This window comes from Nocardia jiangxiensis NBRC 101359, from assembly GCF_000308615.1.
GTDB lineage: Bacteria > Actinomycetota > Actinomycetes > Mycobacteriales > Mycobacteriaceae > Nocardia > Nocardia jiangxiensis.
In genome coordinates, this window is the sequence record NZ_BAGB01000065.1 from 1 (window position 1) to 23,091 (window position 23,091).

The window sequence follows — 23,091 nt, forward strand, 5'->3', positions numbered from 1 at the left end:
CGCCTGCGGCAGCGCCCGCAGCCGCTCCGGCCGCACCCGCGAGCGCGGCGCCCGCCGGGGTCCGCCCGCAGTTGCAGGCTTTGCGCGGCACCGTGCAGAAGGCCAGCCGCATCCGGCAGATCACCGCGACCAAGACGCGTGAATCGCTGCAGACCACCGCACAGTTGACCCAGACCCACGAGGCCGACGTCACCAAGATCGCGGCACTGCGCGCCAAGGCCAAGACCGCTTTCGCCGATCGCGAGGGCGTGAACCTGACCTTCCTGCCGTTCTTCGCGAAGGCGGCCGTGGAGGCGCTGGGCGTGCACCCCAACGTCAACGCCTCCTACAACGAGGACACCAAGGAGATCACCTACCACTCCGCGGTGCACCTGGGTATCGCGGTGGACACCGATCAGGGCCTGCTGTCCCCGATCATCCACAACGCCAGCGACCTGTCGCTGGCCGGTCTGGCCCGCGCGATCGCCGATATCGCCAACCGCGCCCGCACCGGCGGTCTCAAGCCGGACGAGCTGGCCGGTGGCACCTTCACCATCACCAACATCGGCAGCCAGGGCGCCCTGTTCGACACCCCGATCCTGGTTCCGCCGCAGTCGGCGATGCTGGGCACCGGCGCGATCGTCAAGCGCCCCATCGTGATCGCCGACAACGGCAACGAGTTCATCGGCATCCGCTCGATGTGCTACCTGCCGCTGACCTACGATCACCGGCTCATCGACGGCGCCGATGCCGGACGTTTCCTCACCACCATCCGGCACCGGCTGGAGGAGGCGGCGTTCGAGGCGGACCTCGGTCTGTAACAAGAAAATTCGGTAACACCGCATGAGGGTTGTGATCGCCGGTTCGTCCGGTTCGATCGGAACGGCACTGGTGGCGGCGCTGCGCCGGGACGGACACGATGTGGTCCGGCTGGTGCGGCGCCCCGCCGCCGCGCGTGACGAGTTCAGCTGGGATCCGATTCGCGCCCAGGTGCCCGAGCGCGCCCTGCGTGGCTCGGACGCGGCGATCAACCTGTGCGGTGCGGGGGTCGGCCGCCGACGCTGGAACGGCAGCTACAAACAGGAGCTGCGGGACAGCCGGATCACCCCCACCGATGTACTGGCCACGGCGGTCGCCGCCGCCGGGGTGCCGACGCTGATCAATGCGAGCGGCGTGCACTACTACGGCGGCACGACCGGCGACCGGGTCGTCACCGAAACCTCCCCTGCGGGAACGGGTTTCCTGGGCACGCTGTGCCGCGACTGGGAGGCCGCGACCAAGCCCGCCGAGGACGCGGGTGCGCGCGTGGTGTACATCCGCAGCGCCCTGGTGCTGTCCCGGCACGGCGGGCTGCTGAAACTGCTCGAACCGCTGTACTCGCTCGGCCTGGGCGGACGCCTGGGCAACGGCCGTCAGTACGTACCGTGGATCTCCCTGGCCGACGAGATCGGCGCGATCGCCTTCGCGCTCACCCACGACACACTGCGCGGCCCGGTCAACATGGCCGGACCCGCACCGGTCACCAACGCCGAATTCAGCCGGGCCCTGGCCCTTGCGCTGCACCGTCCCGCCCCGCTGGTGGTGCCGTCGGTCGCACTGCGACTGCTGATCGGCGAGTTCGCCGAAGAGGCGATCCTGCACGGCCCCAGGGCCATACCCACAGCCCTCGAAGAGGCGGGCTATCCCTTCCGGCATCACACCATCGGCCAAGCCTTGGCCTCGATCTTCGCCGACTGATCCTCAGGTCCCGGCGAATATCACATCTCGCCCCCTCGGTCCTGGAGTTGACGCCGGTTACCGTGAGCTGGTGACCGAGAATCCATCGTCCGAGCCGCTGATCCGCGATGCGCGTGAGACGGATCTGCCGGAGATCCTGGCGATCCACAACAACGCGATCGCGGAGACCACCGCGATCTGGGATACCGAGCCGGTCGATCTGCCGGAGCGGCTGGCCTGGTGGCGGGCGCGCACGGCGGGCGGATTCCCGGTGCTGGTCGCCGAGATCGACGGCGCGGTGGCCGGATACGCCAGTTACGGACAGTGGCGGCCCAAGTCGGGATACCGCTTCACCGTGGAGAATTCGGTGTACGTGGCCGACCGGTTCCATCGCCGCGGACTGGCCACCGCTCTGCTGACCGAGCTGCTCGCGCGGGCCGAACGCGCCGGAACCGTGCACGCGATGGTCGCCGCGATCGAATCCTCGAATACCACCTCGATCAAGCTGCACGAGAAGTTCGGATTCCACACCGTCGGGGTACTACCGGAAGTAGGACATAAATTCGGCGGATGGATGGACCTGACATTGATGCAGCTCACATTGGGCACCACGGAGTTCGCGGGTGCGGGTCACGATAGCGTAACGTCCCGACGATGACTGAGCCCGCCAGCGCAGCCTTACGGGGCGAGCACGAGAACACCCCGGATCCGCTCGGTGACGGCGTGACCGAAACCTCCGCACTGCCGGTGATCCCACCGGCCCGCCGACGCACCGAATCCGCCCGCATGGACGAGGCGCCCATCGAGATCGACTACCTCGGCGTGGTCGACTACGAGCGCGCCCGGGATGTGCAGCGCGGAATCGCGGCCGAACGCGCCGCAGGTCAGGGCCGCGATCATCTACTGCTACTGGAACATCCGCCGGTCTACACCGCGGGCCGCCGCACCGAACCGCAGGACATGCCGACCGACGGCAGCCCCGTGGTGCTGACCGATCGCGGCGGCAAGATCACCTGGCACGGTCCGGGCCAGCTGGTCGGATATCCGATCGTGCGATTGGCCGAACCGGTCGACGTGATCGACTACGTGCGCCGCCTCGAGGAGGCCCTCATCGCGGTCTGCACCGGCCTGGGACTGGTCTGCGGGCGGGTCCCCGGACGGTCCGGCGTGTGGGTTCCGGCGAACTCTCTGCAATCCGCGCGCAAGGTCGCGGCGATAGGCGTACGCGTCGAACGCGGTGTCGCCCTGCACGGCATCTCGCTCAACTGCGATTCGCCGCTGGACGCCTACGAGGTCATCGTGCCCTGCGGGATCCGCGACGCCGGGGTGACGACGCTGAGCCGCGAACTGGGCCGCGAGATCACGGTGGCCGAGGTGCTTGCGTCGGTGGCCGATTCGATCGCGCGCGCCCTGGACGGCCGACTGCCGATTTCCGATCACGATATTGCGCATATCACACCGGCCGGAGCCGCACCGGGCGCTTGATCGGGCGGGCGTAGCATCGGTCGGGTGACCTCCGTCGACACCCCGACATCGACCGCTCCGACCGGCACCACCCCGCCCGGCTCGGGTCCCGCCGCAACCCCGGCTCCCGCGCCGGGTGTGCCATTGGCCAACGGCCGCAAGCTGCTTCGTATCGAGGCGCGCAACGCCGAGACGCCGATCGAGCGCAAACCCGCGTGGATCCGCACCCGCGCCACGATGGGCCCGGAATACTCCGAGCTCAAGGGCCTGGTGAAACGTGAAGGGCTGCACACGGTCTGCGAGGAGGCGGGCTGCCCGAACATCTTCGAATGCTGGGAGGACCGCGAGGCCACCTTCCTGATCGGCGGCGAGCAGTGCACTCGCCGATGCGATTTCTGCCAGATCGATACCGGTAAGCCGGCCGAGCTGGACCGCGACGAGCCGCGCCGGGTGGCCGAGAGCGTGCAGGCGATGGGCCTGCGCTATTCCACGGTGACCGGTGTGGCCCGCGACGATCTGGACGACGGCGGCGCCTGGCTCTACGCGGAGACGGTGCGCGCGATCAAGCAGCTCAACCCGAACACCGGTGTGGAGCTGTTGATCCCGGATTTCAACGCCGATCCCGATCAGCTGGCCGAGGTGTTCGCCACCCGCCCCGAGGTGCTGGCGCACAATCTGGAGACGGTGCCGCGCATCTTCAAGCGGATCCGTCCCGCATTCCGCTACGAGCGTTCGCTGGCGGTGCTGACCGCGGCCCGCGAGGCCGGTCTGGTGACCAAGTCGAATTTGATCCTGGGCATGGGCGAGACCCCCGAGGAGGTCACCCAGGCGATGCGCGATCTACACGAGGCCGGGTGCGACATCCTGACCATCACCCAGTACCTGCGCCCCTCGCCGCGCCACCATCCGGTGGACCGCTGGGTCAAGCCCGAGGAGTTCGTGGAGCATTCCCGCGTCGCGACCGAGATCGGTTTCGCCGGCGTGATGGCCGGCCCCCTGGTCCGCTCCTCCTACCGCGCCGGCCGCCTCTACGCCCAGGCGATGGCCCACCACGGCCGCGAGATCGCCCCGGAGATGGCCCATCTGGCCACCGAAGGCTCCGCCTCCCAGGAAGCCACCTCGGTCCTGGCCCGCTTCGGCTCCTAGCCGACCCGTCCTCCGTGTCGTAACCGTGAACCATATCGTCGGCGTCCACGGTTGGGCTCACGACACGGGGGACGGATCACACCAGAGGCGTCACGACACCGGTACGAGGTCGCACATCTTCCACGGCGTGGCAGATGTGTCGAATTCTTCCCGCGCCTTTCTCGTCAGAGGCTCTTCGGAAGATTCTCGAACCTGCTCGACGGCGGTAACGCGAACCTTTCCGTATTGCCCGGCATACGCTCCCCCTGCGTAACGTTCTCCCGATTCGGTCATGGCGGCCAACTGATCGTGGAGTTTTCCGCAGGTGAGATTCATCATCTCCGCGTACGTGGTATTTGGAGCAGCTACTCAGCGAAACCATTACAAGGCAGGCCACCGAGACAGCGGCCGCGATGATCGGTAATGATCCACGCCGTTGTCGGCCACGGATTCCGACTGGATCTACGATTTTTTTCACAGTTCATTTCGAGCCTCGACCTCTGCAACCCGGCGAGGAAGCTCATCGTCGAGCTGTCCCAGCAGCCATATGATTCGGTCGGGATCGCCGGTATGCAGGGAGTACGGAACTCCGTATAATCGGACAAGGGATACCAACCGGCCGCATCCGCCGCACTACGCCACGGGGAGAGCTTGTCCGGCCTACCGGTGTCCTTCACGATCCCGAACGTCCACGGCGATTCGTCTGTCCGGTACACGAACTACATCCACGACCCGGCGGTCCATGCCGCAACCGGCTCTATCGTCACCTCGCGGAGTGGATCCGGCGCGTTCGCAAGGCGAATCAATTCCGAAATAACCTGTTTCGCAAAGTCGGAACCGCTCGATGCACCCATGGATCTCGCATTCTCAGTTGATCGGTACGTTCGTGTTCACCCAGCTCGGACAGAGCGTACCGGTTCCCCACTGATTCAGAGTGACACCGGAGCCGCCTTTTTCACAATACATCGTGATCAGCCCGAGCGGGTGACCATCGAGCTTCTCATCCTCGACATGACAACGGCGCGAATCCAGACGGATTCACCGGTATTCCGGCAGGAAGTAGGAATCCCCAGAAATGATCCGCAGCGCCATCGCTGAATCTGGCTGCGATATATGCGCCTCATCTCCCCGGACTCCGGATCGATCTGATACGTCGAAGGGGTGTGTCGAATTATATCGTCGAATACGTTCGGGTTCGTGATGCCATGTTTATGAAACATCTTGTCGAACCCGAAGCCGCTGTTCGTCGTCGGATCGTAGTATCCGCGCCGAAGCGGAATCTCATCACCCAACTGATCGTGCGAAGTCATGAGAATCTCAACGGCCAGCGAGTTGTCCGCGGTCGGGGTGGTGATCTTGATCTGCGCGTAGGACCGCAGACTGACCGGGCCCAGGCAGCCGTCGATCTTGATGTGCACCTGGTCGGCGGTGATCGAACCGTGGCGCCCGGTCAAAGCAGTCCGATGGCCGCACCGCTGGTGACGTCCGCCTGGCAACCGATCTGGTAGCCGAGGGTGATGCTGCCGGAATTCACCGGGGCGGAGCCGCTACCGCTTACATCGGCGGCCGCTTTGAGCGTGACGAATCCTTCACGGGTGAACAATGTGGCGGCGAGATTCGGGTATCTGTCGAGGTTTTCGTCGGTCTTTGTGATTCGAATGTGCCAGCCGTCGTCCGTAGTGGTCTCCCGGGACTTGTCGGCCAGCGGGTCCGCGGCAGCGGTGCCGGTGGCCACAACAGCGATCAGGACGGCGGCCAGCGCACCGGCAAGTCCTGTGATCACACCCCGAATATGCATCTGTTCCCCCGCGCTCGGTCCGCACAGCGGCAAGGCGACACCTCGGTTCGTCCGTATGCCGAAAGCTGTTGGGGCGCAGTAAACTGCATAGAACACTCAATGTGCGGGCGGGAGAAGCCGACGTCGCCGATATGAACGGCCCAGGCGGTGACCGACGGATGTGATCGGCGCACGATCGCCACCGGTTCCGCCGGAGACTCGTCCGATCGCACCAGTAGCGCGGTTCGCGAGGCGAGCTGTCGGTCCGGTGCGACGAACGCGCAAGACCGCGTGCCCGGAAACCAGCGACACCGGCCGCACTACTTCGCAGAGGAAAGGGTGCGGTAACCCGATTGATCTGTCGAATGGGTGACACATGGTGGTCGCTGGTGGGAAGCTCTGATTAACCACACGTGTCGACTTCGGGAGCACAGATGGTCGAGAGAGCGAGCACACCGGCCGGGCCCAACGGGAAGGCGGTCACCGCCGACCGGCCCGAGGACATTCGCAATGTGGTGCTGGTCGGGCATCCGGGGTCCGGAAAGACGACGTTGGTGGAGGCGCTCGCCGTCGCCACCGGTGCGCTCACCCGGGCCGGTCGGGTCGAGGACGGGACCTGCGTCTCGGACTACGACGACATCGAACAACGCCAGCACCGGTCGGTGCAGCTGTCGGTGGTGCCGGTCGCCTGGGACGGGATCAAGGTCAATCTGGTGGACACACCGGGTTATGCCGATTTCGTCGGAGAGCTCAGGGCCGGTCTGCGAGCAGCGGATGCGGCCCTTTTCATCATCTCGGCCGCCGCCGGCGCGGACGGCGTCGGCGGGCCGACGCTGGCGCTGTGGGAGGAGTGCGCGTCGGTCGGCATGCCGCGTGCGCTGGTGATCACCCATCTGGATGCCGCCCGCGCCGACTTCGACGACATGGCCCGCACCTGCCGCGAACTGCTCGGCGGCGGTGCGACCGAAAGCGTTCTGCCCCTGCATCTTCCGGTCTACGGACCGGCGGGCGCGGACGGGCACCGCCCGGTGACCGGTCTGATCGATCTGCTCACCCAGCAGGTGTTCGACTATTCCGCGGGCGAGCACACCCGCACCGAGGCCACACCGGAGCAGGCGGCGCTGATCGAGCAGGCGCGCGGGCAGCTCATCGAGGGCATCATCGCCGAGAGCGAGGACGAGACCCTGATGAATCGCTACCTGGAGGGCGAGGATATCGACCTGGACACGCTCGTCCCGGATCTGGAACGCGCGGTGGCGCGCGGCACCTTCCATCCGATCCTGCTCGCCGCGCCGCCACCCGAGGGTGCGCGCGAGGGGCTGGGCATGGTCGAGGTGCTCGATCTGATCACCCGCGGATTCCCCACGCCCGCAGAGCATCCGGTGGCGGCGGCGCGTCCGGGCAAGGGCTCGGCCCCCACTCCGCTGGCCTGCGATCCGGCCGCGCCGCTGGCCGCGGAGGTGATTCGCACGACGTCCGATCCGTACGTCGGCAAGCTCTCGCTGGTGCGGGTGTTCGCGGGCACGCTGCGCCCGGACGAGACGGTGCACGTCTGGGGCCACACTCCCGGCGGGAACGGCGAGCCCGAACCCGATCACGATGCGGACGAACGAGTGGGCGCGATCTCGGCCCCGTTCGGCAGGCAGCAGCGCCCGGTCGGGGAGGCCGTGGCCGGCGATATCGCCTGCGTCACCAAACTCGGACACGCCGAGACCGGAGATACGCTGTCCCAGAAGGATTCTCCGCTGCTGATCGAGCCGTGGCCGATGCCCGAACCGCTGCTGCCGGTCGCGGTGCAGGCGCACAGCAAGGCCGACGAGGACAAACTCTCCCAGGGCCTGGCCCGGCTCGTCGCCGAGGATCCGGCGGTCCACCTGGAACAGAACGGCCGGACCCACCAGCTGGTGCTGTGGTGTCTGGGCGAGGCGCACCGCGACGTCGCGCTGGAGCGGCTGCGGTCGCGGTTCGGGGTGCAGGTGGATCTGGTCGATCACCAGGTGGCGCTGCGGGAGACGTTCGCCTCCGGCGCGACCGGGCGCGGGCGGCACGTCAAACAGTCCGGCGGGCACGGCCAGTACGCGATCTGCGAGATCGAGGTGGATCCGCTGCCGGAGGGTTCGGGCATCGAGTTCGTGGACAAGGTGGTGGGCGGAGTCGTTCCGCGACAGTTCATCTCGTCGGTGGAGAAAGGGGTGCGCGCGCAGGCGGCCCGCGGTGTGGCGGCCGGATATCCGCTGGTGGACGTGCGGGTGACGTTGTTCGACGGTAAGGCGCATTCGGTCGACTCCTCCGACGCGGCCTTCCAGACCGCCGGTGCGCTGGCCCTGCGCGAGGCCGCGACCGCCGCCCGGCTGAATCTGCTCGAACCGATCGCCGAGGTGAACGTCACGGTCCCGGACGACCATGTCGGCACCGTCCTGAGCGATCTGTCCAGCCGCCGCGGCCGCGTACTGGGCACCGAACCGATCTCCGGTGCGCGCACGGTCATCCGCGCCGAGGTTCCCGAACTCGAACTGGACCGGTACGCCATCGATCTGCGCTCCCTCGCTCACGGCGCGGCGCAGTTCACTCGCTCCTACGCCCGGCACGAGGCGATGCCCGGCCAGCTGGCCGACTCGATCCGCAACCGGGCGCACGTCTCGACCTGAGCTCCGCACACTATTCTGAGAACCATGGCAGCAGGCAAGGGCGGCGCCAAGCCGTCGAAGGAAGCGAAGGCCGCGGAGAAGGCGGCGCGCAAGCAGGCCTCCAAGGAGCGGCGCAAGCAGCTCTGGCAGGTATTCCAGATGCAGCGCAAGGAAGACAAGCTGCTGCTGCCCCTGATGATCGGCGCCTTCGTCGGCATCACGGTGATCATGGTGGTCATCGGCCTGCTCGTGCACATGCAGTGGTACCTGCTGCCGATCGGCCTGGTGCTGGGTGGTCTGGTTGCGTTCATCATCTTCGGCCGCCGCGCCCAGAAGAACGCGTATGCCCGCATGGACGATCAGCCCGGCGCGGCCTGGTGGGTGCTGGACAATCTGCAGGGCAAGTGGCGGCCCACCCAGGCCGTTGCCGCCACCGCGCAGCTCGACGCGGTGCACCGGGTGATCGGCCTGCCCGGCGTCATCCTGGTCGCCGAGGGTTCCCCGCACCGGGTCAAATCGCTGCTGGCCCAGGAGAAGAAGAAGACCGCCCGCCTGGTCGGCGACACCCCGATCTACGACGTCGTGATCGGCAACGAGGAGGGTCAGGTCCCGCTCAAGACCCTGCAGCGCTACCTCACCAAACTCCCCCGCAACATCGACGCCAAGCGGATGGATCTCATCGAGGGCCGGCTGTCGGCCCTGGCCACCCGCGGCGGCCCGGCGCTGCCCAAGGGCCCGCTGCCCGGCGGCGCGAAGATGCGCGGCGTCCAGCGCACGGTCCGCCGCCGCAGCTGAGTCGGTCGGCCCCGAGACGACGAAGGCCCGCGTTCTTTCGAACGCGGGCCTTCTGCTGTTCCGGATGCGCTCAGCGGGTGCGGGCCAGACCCGTTCCGGTGGCGCGGTCGTGCATGCCGCGGCCGTCCGAATCGGCGAACAGGGCGGGCACCACGAAGATGAGCAGCACCTGGCGAACCAGGGCACGCACGAATCCGACCGCGGCGTCGAACCCCGGCGGCTTGGCCTGACCGCCGACAGCCGACCCGGACTTGCCCTCGGCCATGGCCTCGATCACATCGACACGCACCACGCGCATCCGCAGGAAGTACTGCCCCGGCGTGAACCCGAACAGCGTCACCGTGGCGACACCGAGCACGAACCACACCAGGAAGGTCGGCGTGGACAGGGCGCTGGTCACGGCCTCGAAGTTCGTCGGAGGCTGTTGACCGGCGGCGACATGCGTGCGGGCGATGATGCGCGCGGGATCGGGCCGGACGATCAACGCCGCGATTCCGGTCGCGATGATCCAGTCCACGAACATGGCCACGATGCGCCGCGACATCGGCGCCAGCGAGCCGACACCGGATTTCGGCAGTCCCAGCAGTTTGCCCGGATATTCGTCCGGCAGCGGATCCCCCGAGTCCGCCGCATTGGGCCCCGACAGCCAGGAACCGGTGATACGTGCCATGCGAGAATCGTATCCCCGGCCCGCGAGGGCACTGTCGAGGGTGGTGCGCGGCCTACCTCGGCGGCTCGCCCGGATCCGCCCAGACCTCCATCGGAACGACCGTCTGGCTGCGCCCGGCCGCATCCAGCACGCGGCCCATCCGCTTGATGAACCGCAGCACGATCGACGTGCCCAGAATCGTCAGCCGCGGCGCCTCGACGGACAGCCGCGACTCCACCACCGCCACCTCGTGCACGGTGCGCAACGAAAAGCCGACGACGAGATTCGGCTCACCCCCGGACACCCGCATGCACACCCGTGCACCGGTGATGGCGAGCAGCGCCTCCACGGTGCGCCGATCGTTCGGATCCGCTCTGGCCCACACCCACATGCCGACCGGCCACCCCGACAGTGACAGCGCCATATCGCATCGCACCTGAAGCTGCCCGCCCGCGACCATCCCGTCCATCCTGCGGCGGACCGTACTGATGCTCAGGCCGGTCTCCCGGGCGAGGTCCGACAGCGCGGCCCGGCCGTCCTGCCCCAGGCGCAGGACCAGGGTGCGATCGGTGGCGTCCAGGGGACGCGGGCGGGGTGGCCGCTCGGGCCAGGGGCGCACGCCCGCCGCCAGCCGCGCCCGCTGGGCGGCGTCCAGCACGTTCAACTGCCAGTGGTCGCCCAGCCGGAAGGTCCGCGTGATCAGCAGCGTCCGGGTGGCGACGACGCCGGGCACCGCTGAGAGCGACTCCAGCAGCAGGCGCGAGAGCGCACCCAATCCGGGCACCGTGATCAGCAGTGACAGATCGTGACTGCCGCTGATGTGCTCGACGCTGAGCACATGCGGCCAGCGCGCCAGGCGCTGCGCGGTATCGTTCGCCGCCCCGGTCGCGCAGTCGACCAGCACGATGGCCTGACAGGCGTCGGGCAGACCGGACGCGCGACCGCTCACCCAGGCCGCGCGGCCCCGGCTCAGCCGCTGCCAGCGTCGTGCGATGGTCGCCGGGTCGACCTCGAGGGCGGCGCCGATCCGCTGCCACGAGGCCCGCGGAGCGATCTCCAGGCAATTGATCACCGCCAGATCCAGCTCGTCCAGAGCGATGGCAGAATCCTGCATCGGGACACCAATTTTCGAAATATCCGGCAGATTTACCGACTCTTCTGCTCCCCTCGCCATCCTGTCACGATTCCGCACGACAGGAGGTCCGGCGATGCCGACATCGACAGAAAGTCAAGCGCTGCAGGAAGATCTGGTCCGCCTACGTCGCCGGATCCACGGCGAGCCGGAACTCGGACTGGATCTGCCCCGCACCCGGCGACGGGTGCTCGACGCGCTGGCGGGCCTACCGCTGGAGATCACCGTCGGGCGCGAACTCGGCTCGGTGACCGCGGTGCTGCGCGGCGGACGCGCGGGCCCGGCGGTTCTGCTGCGGGGAGATATGGACGCGCTGCCCCTGGCCGAGCTCACCGGACTGGACTACGCCTCGCGCACCGAGACCATGCACGCTTGCGGGCACGACCTGCACACCGCGATGCTGGTCGGAGCGGCGCAGCTGCTCGCGCGATGTCGCGAAAAGCTCACGGGTGACGTGATTTTCATGTTCCAACCCGGTGAGGAAGGCCAGGACGGGGCCGCGCGGATGATCGAGGAGGGAGTACTCGAAGCGGCGGGCGCGCCACCGATCGCCGCCTATGCGATCCACGTGATGTCGGCCCGCTTCCCGCACGGGACCTTCACCACCCGCCGCGGGGCCGTCCTCGCCGGGGGTGATCTGCTTCGTGTCACGGTACGCGGCACCGGCGGGCACGGATCGGCTCCACACCTGGCGCGCGACCCGATTTCGGCCGCGGCGGCGATGATCGGCGCGCTGCCCGGCCTGCTCACTCGGACTGTCGCGCCACAGGACACCGCGGTGCTCACCATCGGGGCGATCCACGCGGGCAGCGCCGGAAACGTCATCCCCGGCAGCGCCGAATTCCGCGGCACACTGCGCTGGCACACCCCGCAGATCCGGGATGCGTTGCGCGCGAGCCTGTCCGGAATGTGCCGCTCGATCGCACACGCCTTCGGGGTCGAGGCCGAAACGCAGATCACGCCCTATGTCGGGGCCACCGTCAACGATGCCGCCGAGGCGGACTTCGCCGCCGGCGTCGCGGCCGATCTGCACGGTCCGCACCGCTATCGGGAACTGCCACAGCCCTTGTGCGCGGGCGAGGACTTCTCCAACGTTCTCGATCGCGTCCCCGGCGCGATGATCCTGCTCGGCGCCTGCCCGCCGGAGGCCGATCCGGCCACCGCCCCCGACATCCATTCTCCCTACGCGGTTTTCGACGACGCGATCCTGTCCGACGGAGCGAATTACCTCGCAGAACTGGCGTCCCGACGACTGGATATCGCGGCAACGTCGAATGCCGTTGCCGCGCAAGCTCTCCCGGACGCGGTCCGATAAGGAGGAAATACCATGTCCACCAGCACATCCGCCGCACAACCCGATCACGTCGACCCCGCCGGACCGGATATCGCGAATCCGCGTGCGGCCACACCCGCAGTCGTCGATCCCACCGACACAACCGTCCTCACGACCTCAGGCACTCCCGCACCGCCCACCTGGCGCACACTGCTGTCGACCGGGACCGGCAATGCGCTCGAATGGTTCGACTGGGCGATCTTCGGCACGTTCTCGCCGTTCTTCGCGCACCAGTTCTTCCCCGACGCGACGGGCATGCTCGCCCTGCTGTCGGTGTTGGCGGTATTCGCGGTCGGATTCGTGATGCGGCCGATCGGCAGCCTGCTGTTCGGGTGGTACGCCGACCGGAAAGGGCGGCGCGCCGCCCTGATCGGCTCGATCGCCCTGGCTTCGAGCGGCAGTCTGCTCATCGGAGTGTGCCCCACGCATGCCGCGATCGGCCTCGCCGCGCCGGGGATACTGGTGCTGGCCCGGTTGGCGCAGGGGCTCGGGCACGGTGGCGAAATGCCCGCGGTACAGACCTATCTGGCCGAATCCGCGCCGCCGGGGCGGCGCGGTCGGTGGGGCGCGTTCATCTACATCTCCGGCACCACCGGAATCATCGTCTCGACCGTGCTCGGGGCGATCGGCTCCGGCGTGCTGAGCAGAGCTCAGATGACCGCGTGGGGATGGCGGGTCCCGTTTCTGCTGGGCGGTGTCGTCGGCGCGTACACGCTGGTGATGCGGCTGCGGCTGACGGAGAGCGCGAGCTTCGCCCGCAACACCGCACCGCGGGCGCCGCTGTTGCGCGGACTGTGGACGCACCGGATCGGCTGTGCGCGGGCGTTCGCCCTGACGCTCGGTGGCACCGTCACCTTCTATCTCTGGGTGATCGGCACCCCGGCGCAGGAGGTGGCCGCACATCGGATTCCCGCCGCACAGGTGTTGTGGATCAGCGTGCTGGCCTCGGTCGCGATGATCGCGATGCTGCCGCTGTACGGCGCCCTGGCCGATCGAGTCGGACGTCGGCCGGTGCTGCTGCTGGCCAATCTCGGCAGCGCCGCGGCGATCTTCCCGCTCACCGCGTTGCTCGGCCGCGGGCCCTGGCAACTGGCTTCGGCGTTGATCGTGGCGATGATCTTCCTCGCGCCGTTCGCGGCGATCATCCCGGCCGTGTACGCCGAGTTGTTCCCGACCGGAATCCGCGCCACCGGCAGCGGGCTGGGCGCCGCGGTCGCCACGGCGATGTTCGGCGGCACCGCACCGTATCTGCAGACCTGGCTCACCGGTTCACATCACGCGACGCTGTTCGCGGGCTACGTCCTGATCCTGTCGCTGGCCAGCGCCGCGGTCGTGCTGGGCATGCCGGAGACTCGCGACGCCCCGATCGACTGACCTCGATGTTCACCAAGGAGAAACCATCGACCGGGCACAGAGACGTGTGCCACATTTTTCCCCAACCGGTGCACCCGCCCCCCACCCCGCGGTGGCAGGATGTTCCTGCTGGTCGAGCACGGCCGGGCGACAGCCGTGCCACCCTCGGTACGCCGGGGAGGTGCACAGCCCGCCCAGCAGTACGTGTAACACTGGCGAAACACAGCCTTGATTGTCGGGAAACACCGCATCCATACCGTCAAGCAGCGATACCCAGCAATCGGTACGGGCTGGGAACCGATCCGTAAGGAGTACAAGTGGCGTTCAGCACGGCCGACGAGGTCATCAGTTACATCAAGGAGCAGGAGCTCGAATACGTCGATATTCGGTTCACCGACCTCCCAGGTGTGCAGCAGCACTTCTCGATCCCGGCGAAGGCGTTCACGGCCGATCTGGCCGAGGAGGGGCTGGCGTTCGACGGCTCCTCGGTGCGCGGTTTCCAGTCGATCGACGAGTCGGACATGCTATTGCTGCCCGACTTCAGCACCGCTCGGATCGATCCGTTCCGCGCTGCCAAGACGCTGAACATGAACTTCTTCGTGCACGACCCGTTCACTCGTGAGGCCTACAGCCGCGACCCGCGCAACATCGCCCGCAAGGCGGAGGAGTACCTGCGCTCGACCGGCATCGCCGACACCGCGTTCTTCGGCGCCGAGGCGGAGTTCTACATCTTCGACTCGATCCGCTACGACTCGGCCATGAACGGCGCCTTCTACGAGATCGACTCGGTCTCGGGCTCCTGGAACACCGGCGCGGAGTTCAACCCGGACGGCACCCCCAACCGCGGTTACAAGGTCCGCAACAAGGGTGGTTACTTCCCGGTCGCGCCGTACGACCACTACGTCGACCTGCGCGACAAGATCGCGACCAACCTGCAGAACGCCGGTTTCGAGCTCGAGCGCGGCCACCACGAGGTCGGCACCGCCGGTCAGGCCGAGATCAACTACAAGTTCAACACCCTGCTGTCGGCGGCCGACGACCTGCAGCTGTTCAAGTACATCGTCAAGAACACCGCGTGGCAGGAGGGCAAGACCGTCACCTTCATGCCCAAGCCGCTGTTCGGCGACAACGGCTCGGGTATGCACGTGCACCAGTCGCTGTGGAAGGACGGCAAGCCGCTGTTCCACGACGAGGCCGGCTACGCGGGTCTGTCCGACCTGGCCCGCCACTACATCGGCGGCATCCTGTTCCACGCGCCGTCGCTGCTGGCGTTCACCAACCCGACGGTGAACTCCTACCACCGCCTGGTCCCGGGCTTCGAGGCCCCGATCAACCTGGTGTACTCGCAGCGCAACCGATCCGCCGCGGTGCGCATCCCGGTCACCGGCAACAACCCGAAGGCCAAGCGCCTCGAGTTCCGCGCGCCGGACTCCTCGGGTAACCCGTACCTGGCCTTCGCCGCCATGATGATGGCCGGCCTGGACGGCATCAAGCGCAAGCTCGAGCCCGCCGCCCCGGTCGACAAGGACCTCTACGAGCTCCCGCCGGAGGAGGCCAAGAACATCGCCCAGGCCCCCACCAGCCTGGCTTCGGTCATCGACAAGCTCGAGGCCGACCACGACTACCTCACCGAAGGCAACGTCTTCACCGAGGACCTCGTCGAAACCTGGATCGACATCAAGCGCAACCAGGAGATCGCCCCGATCAACCTGCGCCCGCACCCCTACGAGTTCGAGCTGTACTACGACGTGTAAGCCTTCCCGAGGCTCTGACCTGCGGCGGAACACCTATCCGTGCTCTTCCGTCCGCAGTTCGTCCGCAGTAGTTCGCACCGAGTCCATCCGTTCCGCGATCACTTCACCGATTGCGGTCCGGGTGGACTCGTCTGCGTCCGGCCACAGATGCCCGTACGTGTCCAGCGTGGTGCGCGCCGAGGCGTGACGTAGCCGCGCCTGCACGGTCTTCACATCGGCCTTCTTGGAGATCAGCAGCGACGCGAAGTAGTGCCGCAGATCGTGAAAGCTGAATTCCTCTGGGAGAGACGGCACTTGGTTCTTCTCGCGGACGACACGCAACGCCCGTTCAATCTGCCACGGCGGCAACGGCTGAGCCTCGCCATTGGTCACCATGTTCGTGTGCGGCCACCGCTGCTTGGACGCCGAGAGCAGCAACGTCAACTCCCGCGGAATCGGGATCGGCGTCTCACTCGTCGGCGACTTGAGCGGATCGGCCGGCCACTGCTGCGCTGGGTGGATGACCCCACGCATGAAGTCGATATCCGCGACCCGCAGCGCCGACACCTCCGCCACCCGCAACCCCGCAAATGCACCGAGCAGCACCGCCACCCGCATATGGCCCGGACATGCGTCGTAGAGCTGCCAGACCTGTTCCGTCGTGGCGATGTACGGCTTCTGCTTACCCATCGGCGGAGATGTCTTGCGCGAGCACGGATTACGCGCGATCAGACCCTCATGCCAGGCATCGTTCATGATCTGCGACAACCGCCCATGCAGCGCATAGACGTAGCTCGGTTTCAGCCCTTCCCGCTTCAGCCCGGCGACCCACGCCTTCACCGAGGACGGCCGCACCGCCGAAAGCTGCATATTGCCGAACGTCGCGGTGATGCGCTTGATGTGGGTCTTGGCCTCACGGACCGTCCCCTTCCGGTGGATCTCGTACCCCTGAATCCACTGGTCGCACCACTGCTGCACGGTGATCGCGGCATCCCGAGGAGCCACGTGTGTGCCCTGCACCAAGCTCGACATCTGGTTGGACAGCCACGTCTCGGCGTCGGCCTTGCGTTCGAAGCCGCGGACATGCTCTATCGATTGGTCATCGACGTACCGAGCCCGCCACCGCTTCTTGCACCCATAGTTCGCCGATCGCACCGTTTGCCGACTCTTGCCGCCGTCCTCCTGGGTGACGTAAACGGTCTTGTGCCAGCGGTCTTCGACTCCTGACCGCCGATTGCGCTTACCGGCCATCACGCCACCATCCGACGACGCTCAGCCTCCAACTCGATACCCGCCCGCTCCTGCTCAGCGATCCAGGCCAGCACGGTCGTCTTCTTCCACACGCGCCGACGAGCACTGAGCTTGAAGCTGGGCGGTTTGGTCGGGTCCCCGATATGCGCCCACCACCGCCAAGTGGCCTCCGGAATCCCGGTCAGCGCCTCCAACTGCTTGGCCCGCAGGTAGGTCTCATCCTCGATCATGGTCATTGCCTCCTATGCCGCTTCCGGAATTGCCGAAAGGTCATGCGTGCCTGGCGGGTTCGGTAACAGGCCGACCGCGCGGTAGTACTCGTTCTGCCAGGTCGTCCGATCGGCGATTCCCTGGAAGATCAGGACTTCCCGGGGCGGACAGTCCTTGTCACCCGGACGGACCGGGACCACCCGCAGGTGGTCTATCTGCGGCTTGCTCATACCGGCCTGAGCGAGCATCTGCCGAACGAAATCAGCGCGGTCGGCCTTGTGATCGGGAAGCGTTTTCCCGGTCCACTTCCGGGAGACCAGCACCCGCCGACCCGGCAACCCGAGGGTGTCCCGACGATGCGCCTTGCCCGTGCACCGGCCCGGCACCGTCTTGTCGCTGGCGCCCTGCGGCACGATGCCGTAGCGCAGCCACACCGGGCACCGCGGAGAGCACGGGACGTACTGCAGCTCCTCGTGCAACCGGTCGTAATGCGCTCGGGTGCGCTCGATGTCGGTCTCCAGCACCTCGCTGATGGACTTCGTGAGGTACTTGGTGACGTAGTTGATCGTCTTGTTGGACTCCTCCCCCGGGATCACGCCCTTGATGTCCCGAGGGTCCACCTGGGGGCCGAACCGGACCACGTGCGCGGGGTCGAGTTCGTCCATCGTGTCCAGGTGGTCCATCACCTCGTCCCAGCCCGCCAATGGCCGGCGGGTGCGCGGATCAACGAAGGTCATCGCGGCCGGGTCCCAGACCGGCATGTTCCCGTCCCAGTAGACCGGCTCGTCGAAGTGCGGCCACCACACCTGGTGATACGTCGCATCAGTGACGCGGCGGATCAGCTCACGCGGGATATCGGTGCGGATCAGCACATGGAAATGCGGAGCGCCGCGCTTCTGCGGCTCCACCACCGCGAAGTACTGCACGTCATACCCGACCGCCCGGCGCAGGTTCTGCACCCACCGGTCGAAACACGCCGCAGCGAACGCGATATCCCGCGCCGCCCGGGTGTAGTCATAGCTGTCCGGGTGGACCGGTGATCCGTCCGAGCAGACCTTGCCGTCCTTGTCCCGGTCCCCGGTCCGGTTGATCCGCCCGTAGCTGTCCATGGTCAGCGTGACCATCATCCCGGGCCGATACCCACCCGGATAGGCCGCCTTGATCGTGTGCTTCTGCACCTTCTTACGCGGCAGCTCCGGAGTGTCCTGACGCCGCTTGGTGGACCGCTTGCGGCGAGGCTTGTCGATCGGATCGAGGGCGACCAACCGGCCGCGCACACCCGACTCACGCAGCTCCCGATCCAGGTCCGCCACCACCTCGCGGATGCCGTCCATCAGTTCGGTGTCCCCGGCCGCCTTCGCGGACCGGTAGTCCTGGGCCAGATCCGCGCGGGCGGTGTAGAGGCCGACCTGGTGCTCGGTGGGGTCCTTCTTCTCCTGGACCGGCTCACGATCGAGGTGATAGCCCTCCTTGCACTGCTGCTTACGCAAGGCTCGAGCCCGCTTCGCACACGAAGGACAAACGCTGCTGACCGTCGACTTGCACGGCGAGCCAACAACTCTCGACTCCCCCGTGGACTGGTCGAAGGTCCGCATCGGGACCGGCCGACGACACGCCCCGTACTTGTCCGCCGCCGCCTCGGCCACATCCAACCCGATAGGCAACGCCCGACGATCCGCAGCCGTGACACGGGACAAGCCCGCCACGAGTTCCGTGACAGGCGAATCCTGTTCTGTGACAACAGAATCGGTCACAGAGCCACCACCTCCCCCGAGCCATCATTCAGCCCCGCGACCGGCCGTATCGGCTTCGAGCCTTCCCGCACCGGATGCGAGAACGAGTAGTAGGTGCGCTCGTTGTAGCCCGACCAGTGACCGGTCTCGCTCACCGGGATGCCCTTCGCGCTCACGTACAGCACCCGCCGCACCACCGGAGCGACATGGACCAACCCGAACGCACACGTGCAGCCCTGCGGCCCCGAGAACGCCAAACCCGTCCCGTCACACTGACGGCACACCCGCCACTCCGAAACCTCATGCAACTGCACACATTCCGGATCAGCACACCCAGCCTCACCGCACCACACACACCGGCCCGCGAACGTCAGCCGAGGCGGACGCAGCACCTCAGCCTCACGAGGCCGGAACCGCAGCACAGTCGCTTCGCGCTCGCTCATCACGATCACCGGCCGTCCTGGTAGCGACGAGCCCCGCTGACCGACTTCGGGCAGTGCGCGGCGTAATCCCACTCCAGCTCCGCAGGCACCGGGGTCCGGGGAGGCAGACCCGCCGCCTCGCGCTCCTCCGGAGTGTCCGCGCCGAACAGCCGCGCCTTGGTCGCCGCCTCCTGCAAACGCCGAGTCCGCTCGGACGGATCAGCCGCGAAGTACACCAGCCCGCCGTCCTCGTCCGGGAGATCCGGAACCACCGACAACCGCGGAGCAAGATCCGCCTGCACCACACCGCCCATGCACTCCATGCACCGGTCGTACGTGGCGATATCGGCGTACTCGCTGCCATCGCAGTCCGGGCAGATCATCCACGACGAGCCCTCGTGGATCTCGATGCACCTCGCCCGGGAGCAATCCCGCTCCAGGCACCACATGCACCAACCCGCAGGGTTGAGCCGGGACGGACGAAGAACCATCGTGCTGAAGAGCTGAACCGCCTGCATGTTGACCCCCTTGGGTACTATGACGTTTGCGTCGTGCCATACGCCTTATTGGTCTAGTCATAGAATAGGACGTATTAGTCCTATCCGCAACAACTTCAGCGAGGGAGTCATGGAGAAGTTGGCAATGTCGGAGGTGATCAGGAGCCGCCGAAATGAGCTGGGGCTCACACAGACCCAGCTAGCGACCGCTATCGGGATGACCCTGCGACAGGTGACGCGCTACGAAGCCGGTGAGCAAGAGCCCGCCTTCTCAGTCGCCGTGAAGCTCGCGGAAGCCCTGGGCATCTCGCTTGCCGAGTTGGCCGGCGAGATCCCCACCGGCCTCAATTTGAACGGCGATTGGTGGGCCGCCTGGGAGACCTCGAAGGATGGAATTTCCCGGGTCGACGTCCACAGCATGACCGCCACCCAGCAAGGCGACCGGATTCACCTGGACGCCAGCCGTGCCGTCAATGTCGACCTCGAAGGCGGCACCTACGCATGGCGCGGCGAAGTACGAATCTGGGACAACGAAGCCCTAATCGGGTGGTATCGAGCCACCGACGGTGCCGTCCGATCCAAAGGCTCGATCTACTTCCACCTCCACCAGCACGGCCAGACTGCCTACGGGCGCTGGGTTGGCATGAGCTACGACGGGGAAGTCATCATCGGCTGGGGAGGCATGGCACGCAAACCCGAAGACGCACAGCACATGGTCGAACAATTGATCGAAACGAATGGAGCCTCACGTGGACGAATTAGTTGACGTGACAATTACCGCAGAGAGCGCTGATTGGCTCGCGGCATTCACCCGCGAACTCGTCACGGACCGTCTCGCCGCCTGCGGGAACATCGTGCCTCACATCCGATCCATCTATCGATGGGAAGACGATGTTTCTGACGACAGCGAAGCCCTGGTAACCCTGCATACCCGAAAGTCCCTCGTGCCGCGAATCATTCAGCGCACGAATGATCGACACAGCTACGACACACCGCAGGTGATCGCAGTACCAATTGTCGATGTGCATCCCGGATACCGTGCCTGGGTCCTGGACTCCACCGACGCCGAATAGCCCGAGCCCGAACATCGAACGGCCGGAACTCTCACGCTCAACTGAGCGAACGGAGCTTCCGGCCGTTCCCATCTCCACAGGCGACGAGCCTTGCGTATCACTTCCTTTGCCGAATTTAGCTATATGAGATCAAGGGCGACGGCCCTACGGGCCGCCGCCGCCACGCTGCGCCGCACACCGCGCACCTTGCTCCGCTGCGGCGCGCGGGAGCGTCGGCGCGTCGGCGGCAACCCTCCAGGCCGTTCCGCCTGATGCCTGAATGGCCCATACAGCCACGAACCCGCTCGGGACGAGAGGCATTGAGCCGAGACCCGGCAGAGAGCTCCACCGTCGAATTCCGGTCCGGATCTCCCAGCGCTCGACGAACCGGGCTCAGTCTGGGCAGAGCCGCTCCGCTCTGGCGACGTGGCAGCACGCGGACTCTTCCTATCTGGCCGCCTATTTCAACGACCGAACAGTGTGGGCACGACGCCAGCCGTACCCGACTGACCTCCCGCAGCCGAGCACGAATCGGCCGGCGCCCAGCCCGGTACAACGGCTGTGGTTGCGAACCCGCCTCAAATTCATGCATGAAACCGGACATTCACCTGGTCGGAGTGGTTACGCGGCAATCCCCCACCCTCCTCATTGCCTGATTGTCTCGCTCCAGCCGAACGCATCAAGGACCACCTGCCGGTGTCCGCTACGCGGTGCCTACGGCATCCTTGACCCGCCCGACTTCCACTGAGAGCGGCAAGCATGAGGAAGATGGGGGAAGAGCAGTCGGGGGCGAATAGACGACCTATCCGCGAGGGCAGAACCGATCTCGTCCGCAGTTCGTCCGCAGCGCCACCCAATCGGCCACCTTCTCGCCAACGCTGCCACCAATCGAACATGCAGGTAGACGCCCTGCACCATCACTACCCATTGGCAGCAAAAGCCCAGGACGCAATTCGAGCTGTACTACGACGTGTAAGTCGTCCGCAGCATCTGCTCGACACCTGGGCCCCAGCCGGATTCGGCTGGGGCCCATGCCTTTTCAATGACACGAGGGCGGGCGTGCGATGTCGGCGGATCCGCACGCCCGCGCAGCCGCCATCGATCAGGCCGATCAGGCGCCGATGTGGAGGTCAGCGCACGCCGAGGGCGGCGAGGATCATCGGCCGCGCGGCCGCGAGCGCCCGCTGCCAGTACGGCCAGGTGTGGGTGCCGTTGCCGATGTCGACTCGGGCGGGGATGCCCAGGGCGCGCACGCGGTCACGGAATATCTCGGCCCCGACCTCCGCCATCGCCTCGAGCCCCATCCCGTTCGCCGTGTCGCCTACCGCGCGCGACGCGTCGATCGGGCCGGGCACACCGTTGCCCGAAGAGACGTACATCGGCAGTCCGCGCAGCGCGGCTGCCTGGATGACGGCGTCGTTGCGCTTCCACGCCGGATCACCCGGCGGGCCCCACATATCGTCCACATTGAAATTGCCCTCGTCCCACATGGCCGCGCGCATCCCCTCGTTCCAGAGTGGAAATGTGGGATTCAGGAATCCGGAGAAGGATCCAGCGAACCTGAACTGATTGCGATGGTTCGCGGCCAGGATCATCGCGGCGTCGCCCCCCATCGAGGCGCCGGCGATGGCGTCGTTGGTGCGCGACACTCCGTACCCGGCGAGGTACGCGGGCAGCTCCCGGGTCAGGAAGCTCTCCCATTTGTAGGTGAACCTCTGATGGTTGGTGCTACTGGGCCGGTACCAGTCCGTATAGAAACTCGAATGACCGCCGACCGGGAACACCAATGTGACGTTGTCGCCCACGAATTGGCGCAGTGCGTCGGTGTCGCTCACCCACTGGCTGTGATCGGCGGGCGCTCGCAGCCCGTCGAGCAGGTACAGCGCGGCGCTGCCGCCGTGCGCGGCCCACTGCACCTGAACCGGGATCGGCCCCATGCTGGACGGCACGAGCAGCTCCTGGAAACGCCCTGCCGGAACGCGCGATTCCGCGGTTCGGGTGGGTGCGGCATCGGCCGTCACGGCACCGAACGAGGACACCAGCACAGCCGCCACCACCGCGGCTCCTATCTTCCACATGGCCACCGACCCAAGATACCGCCTGCTCACGCCCATCGACCCTGTTGGGAAGTGCGAGTTGCCATGCGAGAAACCGACGAGTTGCGGTAAGTCTCAGGCAGATTCGAAGCCGTAATCCAACCGCGACAGTGTCGTGATCGAGTGGGTCACCTTCACCGGACCTGC

Annotated in this window: 23 protein-coding genes; 12 read left to right on the plus strand and 11 right to left on the minus strand. The window is 66.8% G+C overall.

Annotated features, from left to right (window positions below):
* From sucB to lipA, 5 genes are all read left to right on the plus strand, one after another.
* Positions 1–800, plus strand: an 800-nt coding sequence (gene sucB / locus ON40_RS28770) for a 2-oxoglutarate dehydrogenase, E2 component, dihydrolipoamide succinyltransferase (protein WP_040828018.1), incomplete at its 5' end; no start/stop codon positions are given.
* A gap of 22 nt (positions 801–822) precedes the next feature.
* A complete protein-coding gene (locus ON40_RS28775) occupies positions 823–1,716 on the plus strand; it encodes a TIGR01777 family oxidoreductase (RefSeq protein ID WP_040828019.1) in 894 nt (297 codons plus the stop codon).
* A 70-nt stretch (positions 1,717–1,786) separates the two neighbouring features.
* Positions 1,787–2,353, plus strand: a complete 567-nt coding sequence (locus ON40_RS28780) for a GNAT family N-acetyltransferase (RefSeq protein WP_083896011.1) — start codon at positions 1,787–1,789, stop codon at positions 2,351–2,353.
* A complete protein-coding gene (lipB, locus tag ON40_RS28785) occupies positions 2,350–3,180 on the plus strand; it encodes a lipoyl(octanoyl) transferase LipB (protein ID WP_083896012.1) in 831 nt (276 codons plus the stop codon). Before ON40_RS28780 ends, lipB begins: the two co-directional genes overlap by 4 nt.
* Positions 3,181–3,204: 24 nt before the next feature.
* Complete coding sequence (lipA, locus tag ON40_RS28790; RefSeq protein WP_051193690.1) at positions 3,205–4,305, plus strand: lipoyl synthase; 1,101 nt, start codon at positions 3,205–3,207, stop codon at positions 4,303–4,305.
* Positions 4,306–4,395: 90 nt separating this feature from the next.
* Here lipA and ON40_RS52145 read toward each other — a convergent pair whose 3' ends face one another.
* The 3 genes from ON40_RS52145 to ON40_RS56190 form a co-directional block, all read right to left on the minus strand.
* Entirely contained in the window at positions 4,396–4,623 is a 228-nt protein-coding gene (locus tag ON40_RS52145) for a hypothetical protein (RefSeq protein ID WP_157186452.1), read from the minus strand.
* A 632-nt stretch (positions 4,624–5,255) separates the two neighbouring features.
* Positions 5,256–5,738, minus strand: a complete 483-nt coding sequence (locus tag ON40_RS56185; protein WP_051193691.1) for an MspA family porin — start codon at positions 5,736–5,738, stop codon at positions 5,256–5,258.
* Entirely contained in the window at positions 5,735–6,067 is a 333-nt protein-coding gene (locus ON40_RS56190) for an MspA family porin (RefSeq protein WP_373281990.1), read from the minus strand. The genes ON40_RS56185 and ON40_RS56190 overlap by 4 nt, the downstream gene beginning before the upstream one ends.
* 428 nt (positions 6,068–6,495) lie before the next feature.
* Between ON40_RS56190 and ON40_RS28810 the strand changes: the two genes are divergently transcribed.
* Together ON40_RS28810 and ON40_RS28815 are read left to right on the plus strand one after the other, a co-directional pair.
* Positions 6,496–8,709 (plus strand): elongation factor G-like protein EF-G2, encoded by a 2,214-nt coding sequence (locus ON40_RS28810; protein ID WP_040828021.1) that lies wholly within the window; start codon positions 6,496–6,498, stop codon positions 8,707–8,709.
* A 24-nt stretch (positions 8,710–8,733) separates the two neighbouring features.
* Positions 8,734–9,483, plus strand: a complete 750-nt coding sequence (locus tag ON40_RS28815; RefSeq protein ID WP_040828022.1) for a DUF4191 domain-containing protein — start codon at positions 8,734–8,736, stop codon at positions 9,481–9,483.
* A 70-nt stretch (positions 9,484–9,553) separates the two neighbouring features.
* Here ON40_RS28815 and ON40_RS28820 read toward each other — a convergent pair whose 3' ends face one another.
* Entirely contained in the window at positions 9,554–10,153 is a 600-nt protein-coding gene (locus tag ON40_RS28820; protein ID WP_040828023.1) for an RDD family protein, read from the minus strand.
* A gap of 52 nt (positions 10,154–10,205) precedes the next feature.
* Positions 10,206–11,246, minus strand: coding sequence for an Lrp/AsnC family transcriptional regulator (locus tag ON40_RS28825; RefSeq protein ID WP_040828024.1), 1,041 nt, complete (start codon positions 11,244–11,246; stop codon positions 10,206–10,208).
* A gap of 94 nt (positions 11,247–11,340) precedes the next feature.
* On the opposite strand from ON40_RS28825, the gene ON40_RS28830 reads away from it, so the two are divergent.
* The 3 genes from ON40_RS28830 (at position 11,341) to glnA (ending at position 15,704) form a co-directional block, all read left to right on the plus strand.
* A complete protein-coding gene (locus tag ON40_RS28830) occupies positions 11,341–12,579 on the plus strand; it encodes a M20 metallopeptidase family protein (RefSeq protein WP_040828025.1) in 1,239 nt (412 codons plus the stop codon).
* A 12-nt stretch (positions 12,580–12,591) separates the two neighbouring features.
* Positions 12,592–13,971, plus strand: a complete 1,380-nt coding sequence (locus tag ON40_RS28835) for an MFS transporter (protein ID WP_083896014.1) — start codon at positions 12,592–12,594, stop codon at positions 13,969–13,971.
* Positions 13,972–14,267: 296 nt separating this feature from the next.
* Entirely contained in the window at positions 14,268–15,704 is a 1,437-nt protein-coding gene (gene glnA, locus ON40_RS28840; RefSeq protein ID WP_040828026.1) for a type I glutamate--ammonia ligase, read from the plus strand.
* Between the two features lie 33 nt (positions 15,705–15,737).
* Here the strand turns inward: glnA and ON40_RS28845 are convergent, their stop codons facing one another.
* From ON40_RS28845 to ON40_RS28865, 5 genes are all read right to left on the minus strand, one after another.
* Complete coding sequence (locus ON40_RS28845; RefSeq protein ID WP_040828027.1) at positions 15,738–16,934, minus strand: tyrosine-type recombinase/integrase; 1,197 nt, start codon at positions 16,932–16,934, stop codon at positions 15,738–15,740.
* Positions 16,934–17,164 carry a helix-turn-helix transcriptional regulator gene (locus ON40_RS28850; protein ID WP_245568040.1) on the minus strand — a complete coding sequence of 77 codons (231 nt, stop codon included), beginning with the start codon at positions 17,162–17,164 and terminating at the stop codon, positions 16,934–16,936. The genes ON40_RS28845 and ON40_RS28850 overlap by 1 nt, the downstream gene beginning before the upstream one ends.
* 12 nt (positions 17,165–17,176) lie before the next feature.
* The gene (locus ON40_RS28855) at positions 17,177–18,898 is read right to left on the minus strand and encodes a replication initiator (RefSeq protein WP_373281991.1); all 1,722 of its coding nucleotides are present in this window, start codon (positions 18,896–18,898) and stop codon (positions 17,177–17,179) included.
* The gene (locus tag ON40_RS28860; protein WP_157186453.1) at positions 18,895–19,185 is read right to left on the minus strand and encodes a hypothetical protein; all 291 of its coding nucleotides are present in this window, start codon (positions 19,183–19,185) and stop codon (positions 18,895–18,897) included. Before ON40_RS28860 ends, ON40_RS28855 begins: the two co-directional genes overlap by 4 nt.
* Before the next feature lie 140 nt (positions 19,186–19,325).
* Entirely contained in the window at positions 19,326–19,817 is a 492-nt protein-coding gene (locus ON40_RS28865) for a hypothetical protein (RefSeq protein ID WP_040828029.1), read from the minus strand.
* A 109-nt stretch (positions 19,818–19,926) separates the two neighbouring features.
* Between ON40_RS28865 and ON40_RS28870 the strand changes: the two genes are divergently transcribed.
* Both ON40_RS28870 and cutA read left to right on the plus strand, forming a co-directional pair.
* Positions 19,927–20,562 carry a helix-turn-helix domain-containing protein gene (locus ON40_RS28870; RefSeq protein WP_218008884.1) on the plus strand — a complete coding sequence of 212 codons (636 nt, stop codon included), beginning with the start codon at positions 19,927–19,929 and terminating at the stop codon, positions 20,560–20,562.
* Entirely contained in the window at positions 20,546–20,869 is a 324-nt protein-coding gene (gene cutA, locus ON40_RS28875) for a divalent-cation tolerance protein CutA (protein ID WP_245568042.1), read from the plus strand. The genes ON40_RS28870 and cutA overlap by 17 nt, the downstream gene beginning before the upstream one ends.
* Positions 20,870–21,978: 1,109 nt before the next feature.
* Here cutA and ON40_RS28880 read toward each other — a convergent pair.
* The gene (locus ON40_RS28880) at positions 21,979–22,926 is read right to left on the minus strand and encodes an alpha/beta hydrolase (protein WP_040828030.1); all 948 of its coding nucleotides are present in this window, start codon (positions 22,924–22,926) and stop codon (positions 21,979–21,981) included.
* Positions 22,927–23,091 lie beyond the last annotated feature (165 nt).

Coding starts and splice junctions, on each gene's coding strand:
- ON40_RS28775 (WP_040828019.1), top strand. CDS start 823: ATGAGGGTTGTGATCGCCGGTTCGTCCGGTTCGATCGGAACGGCACTG.
- lipB (WP_083896012.1), top strand. CDS start 2,350: ATGACTGAGCCCGCCAGCGCAGCCTTACGGGGCGAGCACGAGAACACC.
- ON40_RS52145 (WP_157186452.1), bottom strand. CDS start 4,623: ATGATGAATCTCACCTGCGGAAAACTCCACGATCAGTTGGCCGCCATG.
- ON40_RS28810 (WP_040828021.1), top strand. CDS start 6,496: ATGGTCGAGAGAGCGAGCACACCGGCCGGGCCCAACGGGAAGGCGGTC.
- ON40_RS28815 (WP_040828022.1), top strand. CDS start 8,734: ATGGCAGCAGGCAAGGGCGGCGCCAAGCCGTCGAAGGAAGCGAAGGCC.
- ON40_RS28820 (WP_040828023.1), bottom strand. CDS start 10,153: ATGGCACGTATCACCGGTTCCTGGCTGTCGGGGCCCAATGCGGCGGAC.
- ON40_RS28825 (WP_040828024.1), bottom strand. CDS start 11,246: ATGCAGGATTCTGCCATCGCTCTGGACGAGCTGGATCTGGCGGTGATC.
- ON40_RS28830 (WP_040828025.1), top strand. CDS start 11,341: ATGCCGACATCGACAGAAAGTCAAGCGCTGCAGGAAGATCTGGTCCGC.
- ON40_RS28835 (WP_083896014.1), top strand. CDS start 12,592: ATGTCCACCAGCACATCCGCCGCACAACCCGATCACGTCGACCCCGCC.
- ON40_RS28845 (WP_040828027.1), bottom strand. CDS start 16,934: ATGGCCGGTAAGCGCAATCGGCGGTCAGGAGTCGAAGACCGCTGGCAC.
- ON40_RS28850 (WP_245568040.1), bottom strand. CDS start 17,164: ATGATCGAGGATGAGACCTACCTGCGGGCCAAGCAGTTGGAGGCGCTG.
- ON40_RS28865 (WP_040828029.1), bottom strand. CDS start 19,817: ATGCAGGCGGTTCAGCTCTTCAGCACGATGGTTCTTCGTCCGTCCCGG.
- ON40_RS28870 (WP_218008884.1), top strand. CDS start 19,927: ATGGAGAAGTTGGCAATGTCGGAGGTGATCAGGAGCCGCCGAAATGAG.
- ON40_RS28880 (WP_040828030.1), bottom strand. CDS start 22,926: ATGTGGAAGATAGGAGCCGCGGTGGTGGCGGCTGTGCTGGTGTCCTCG.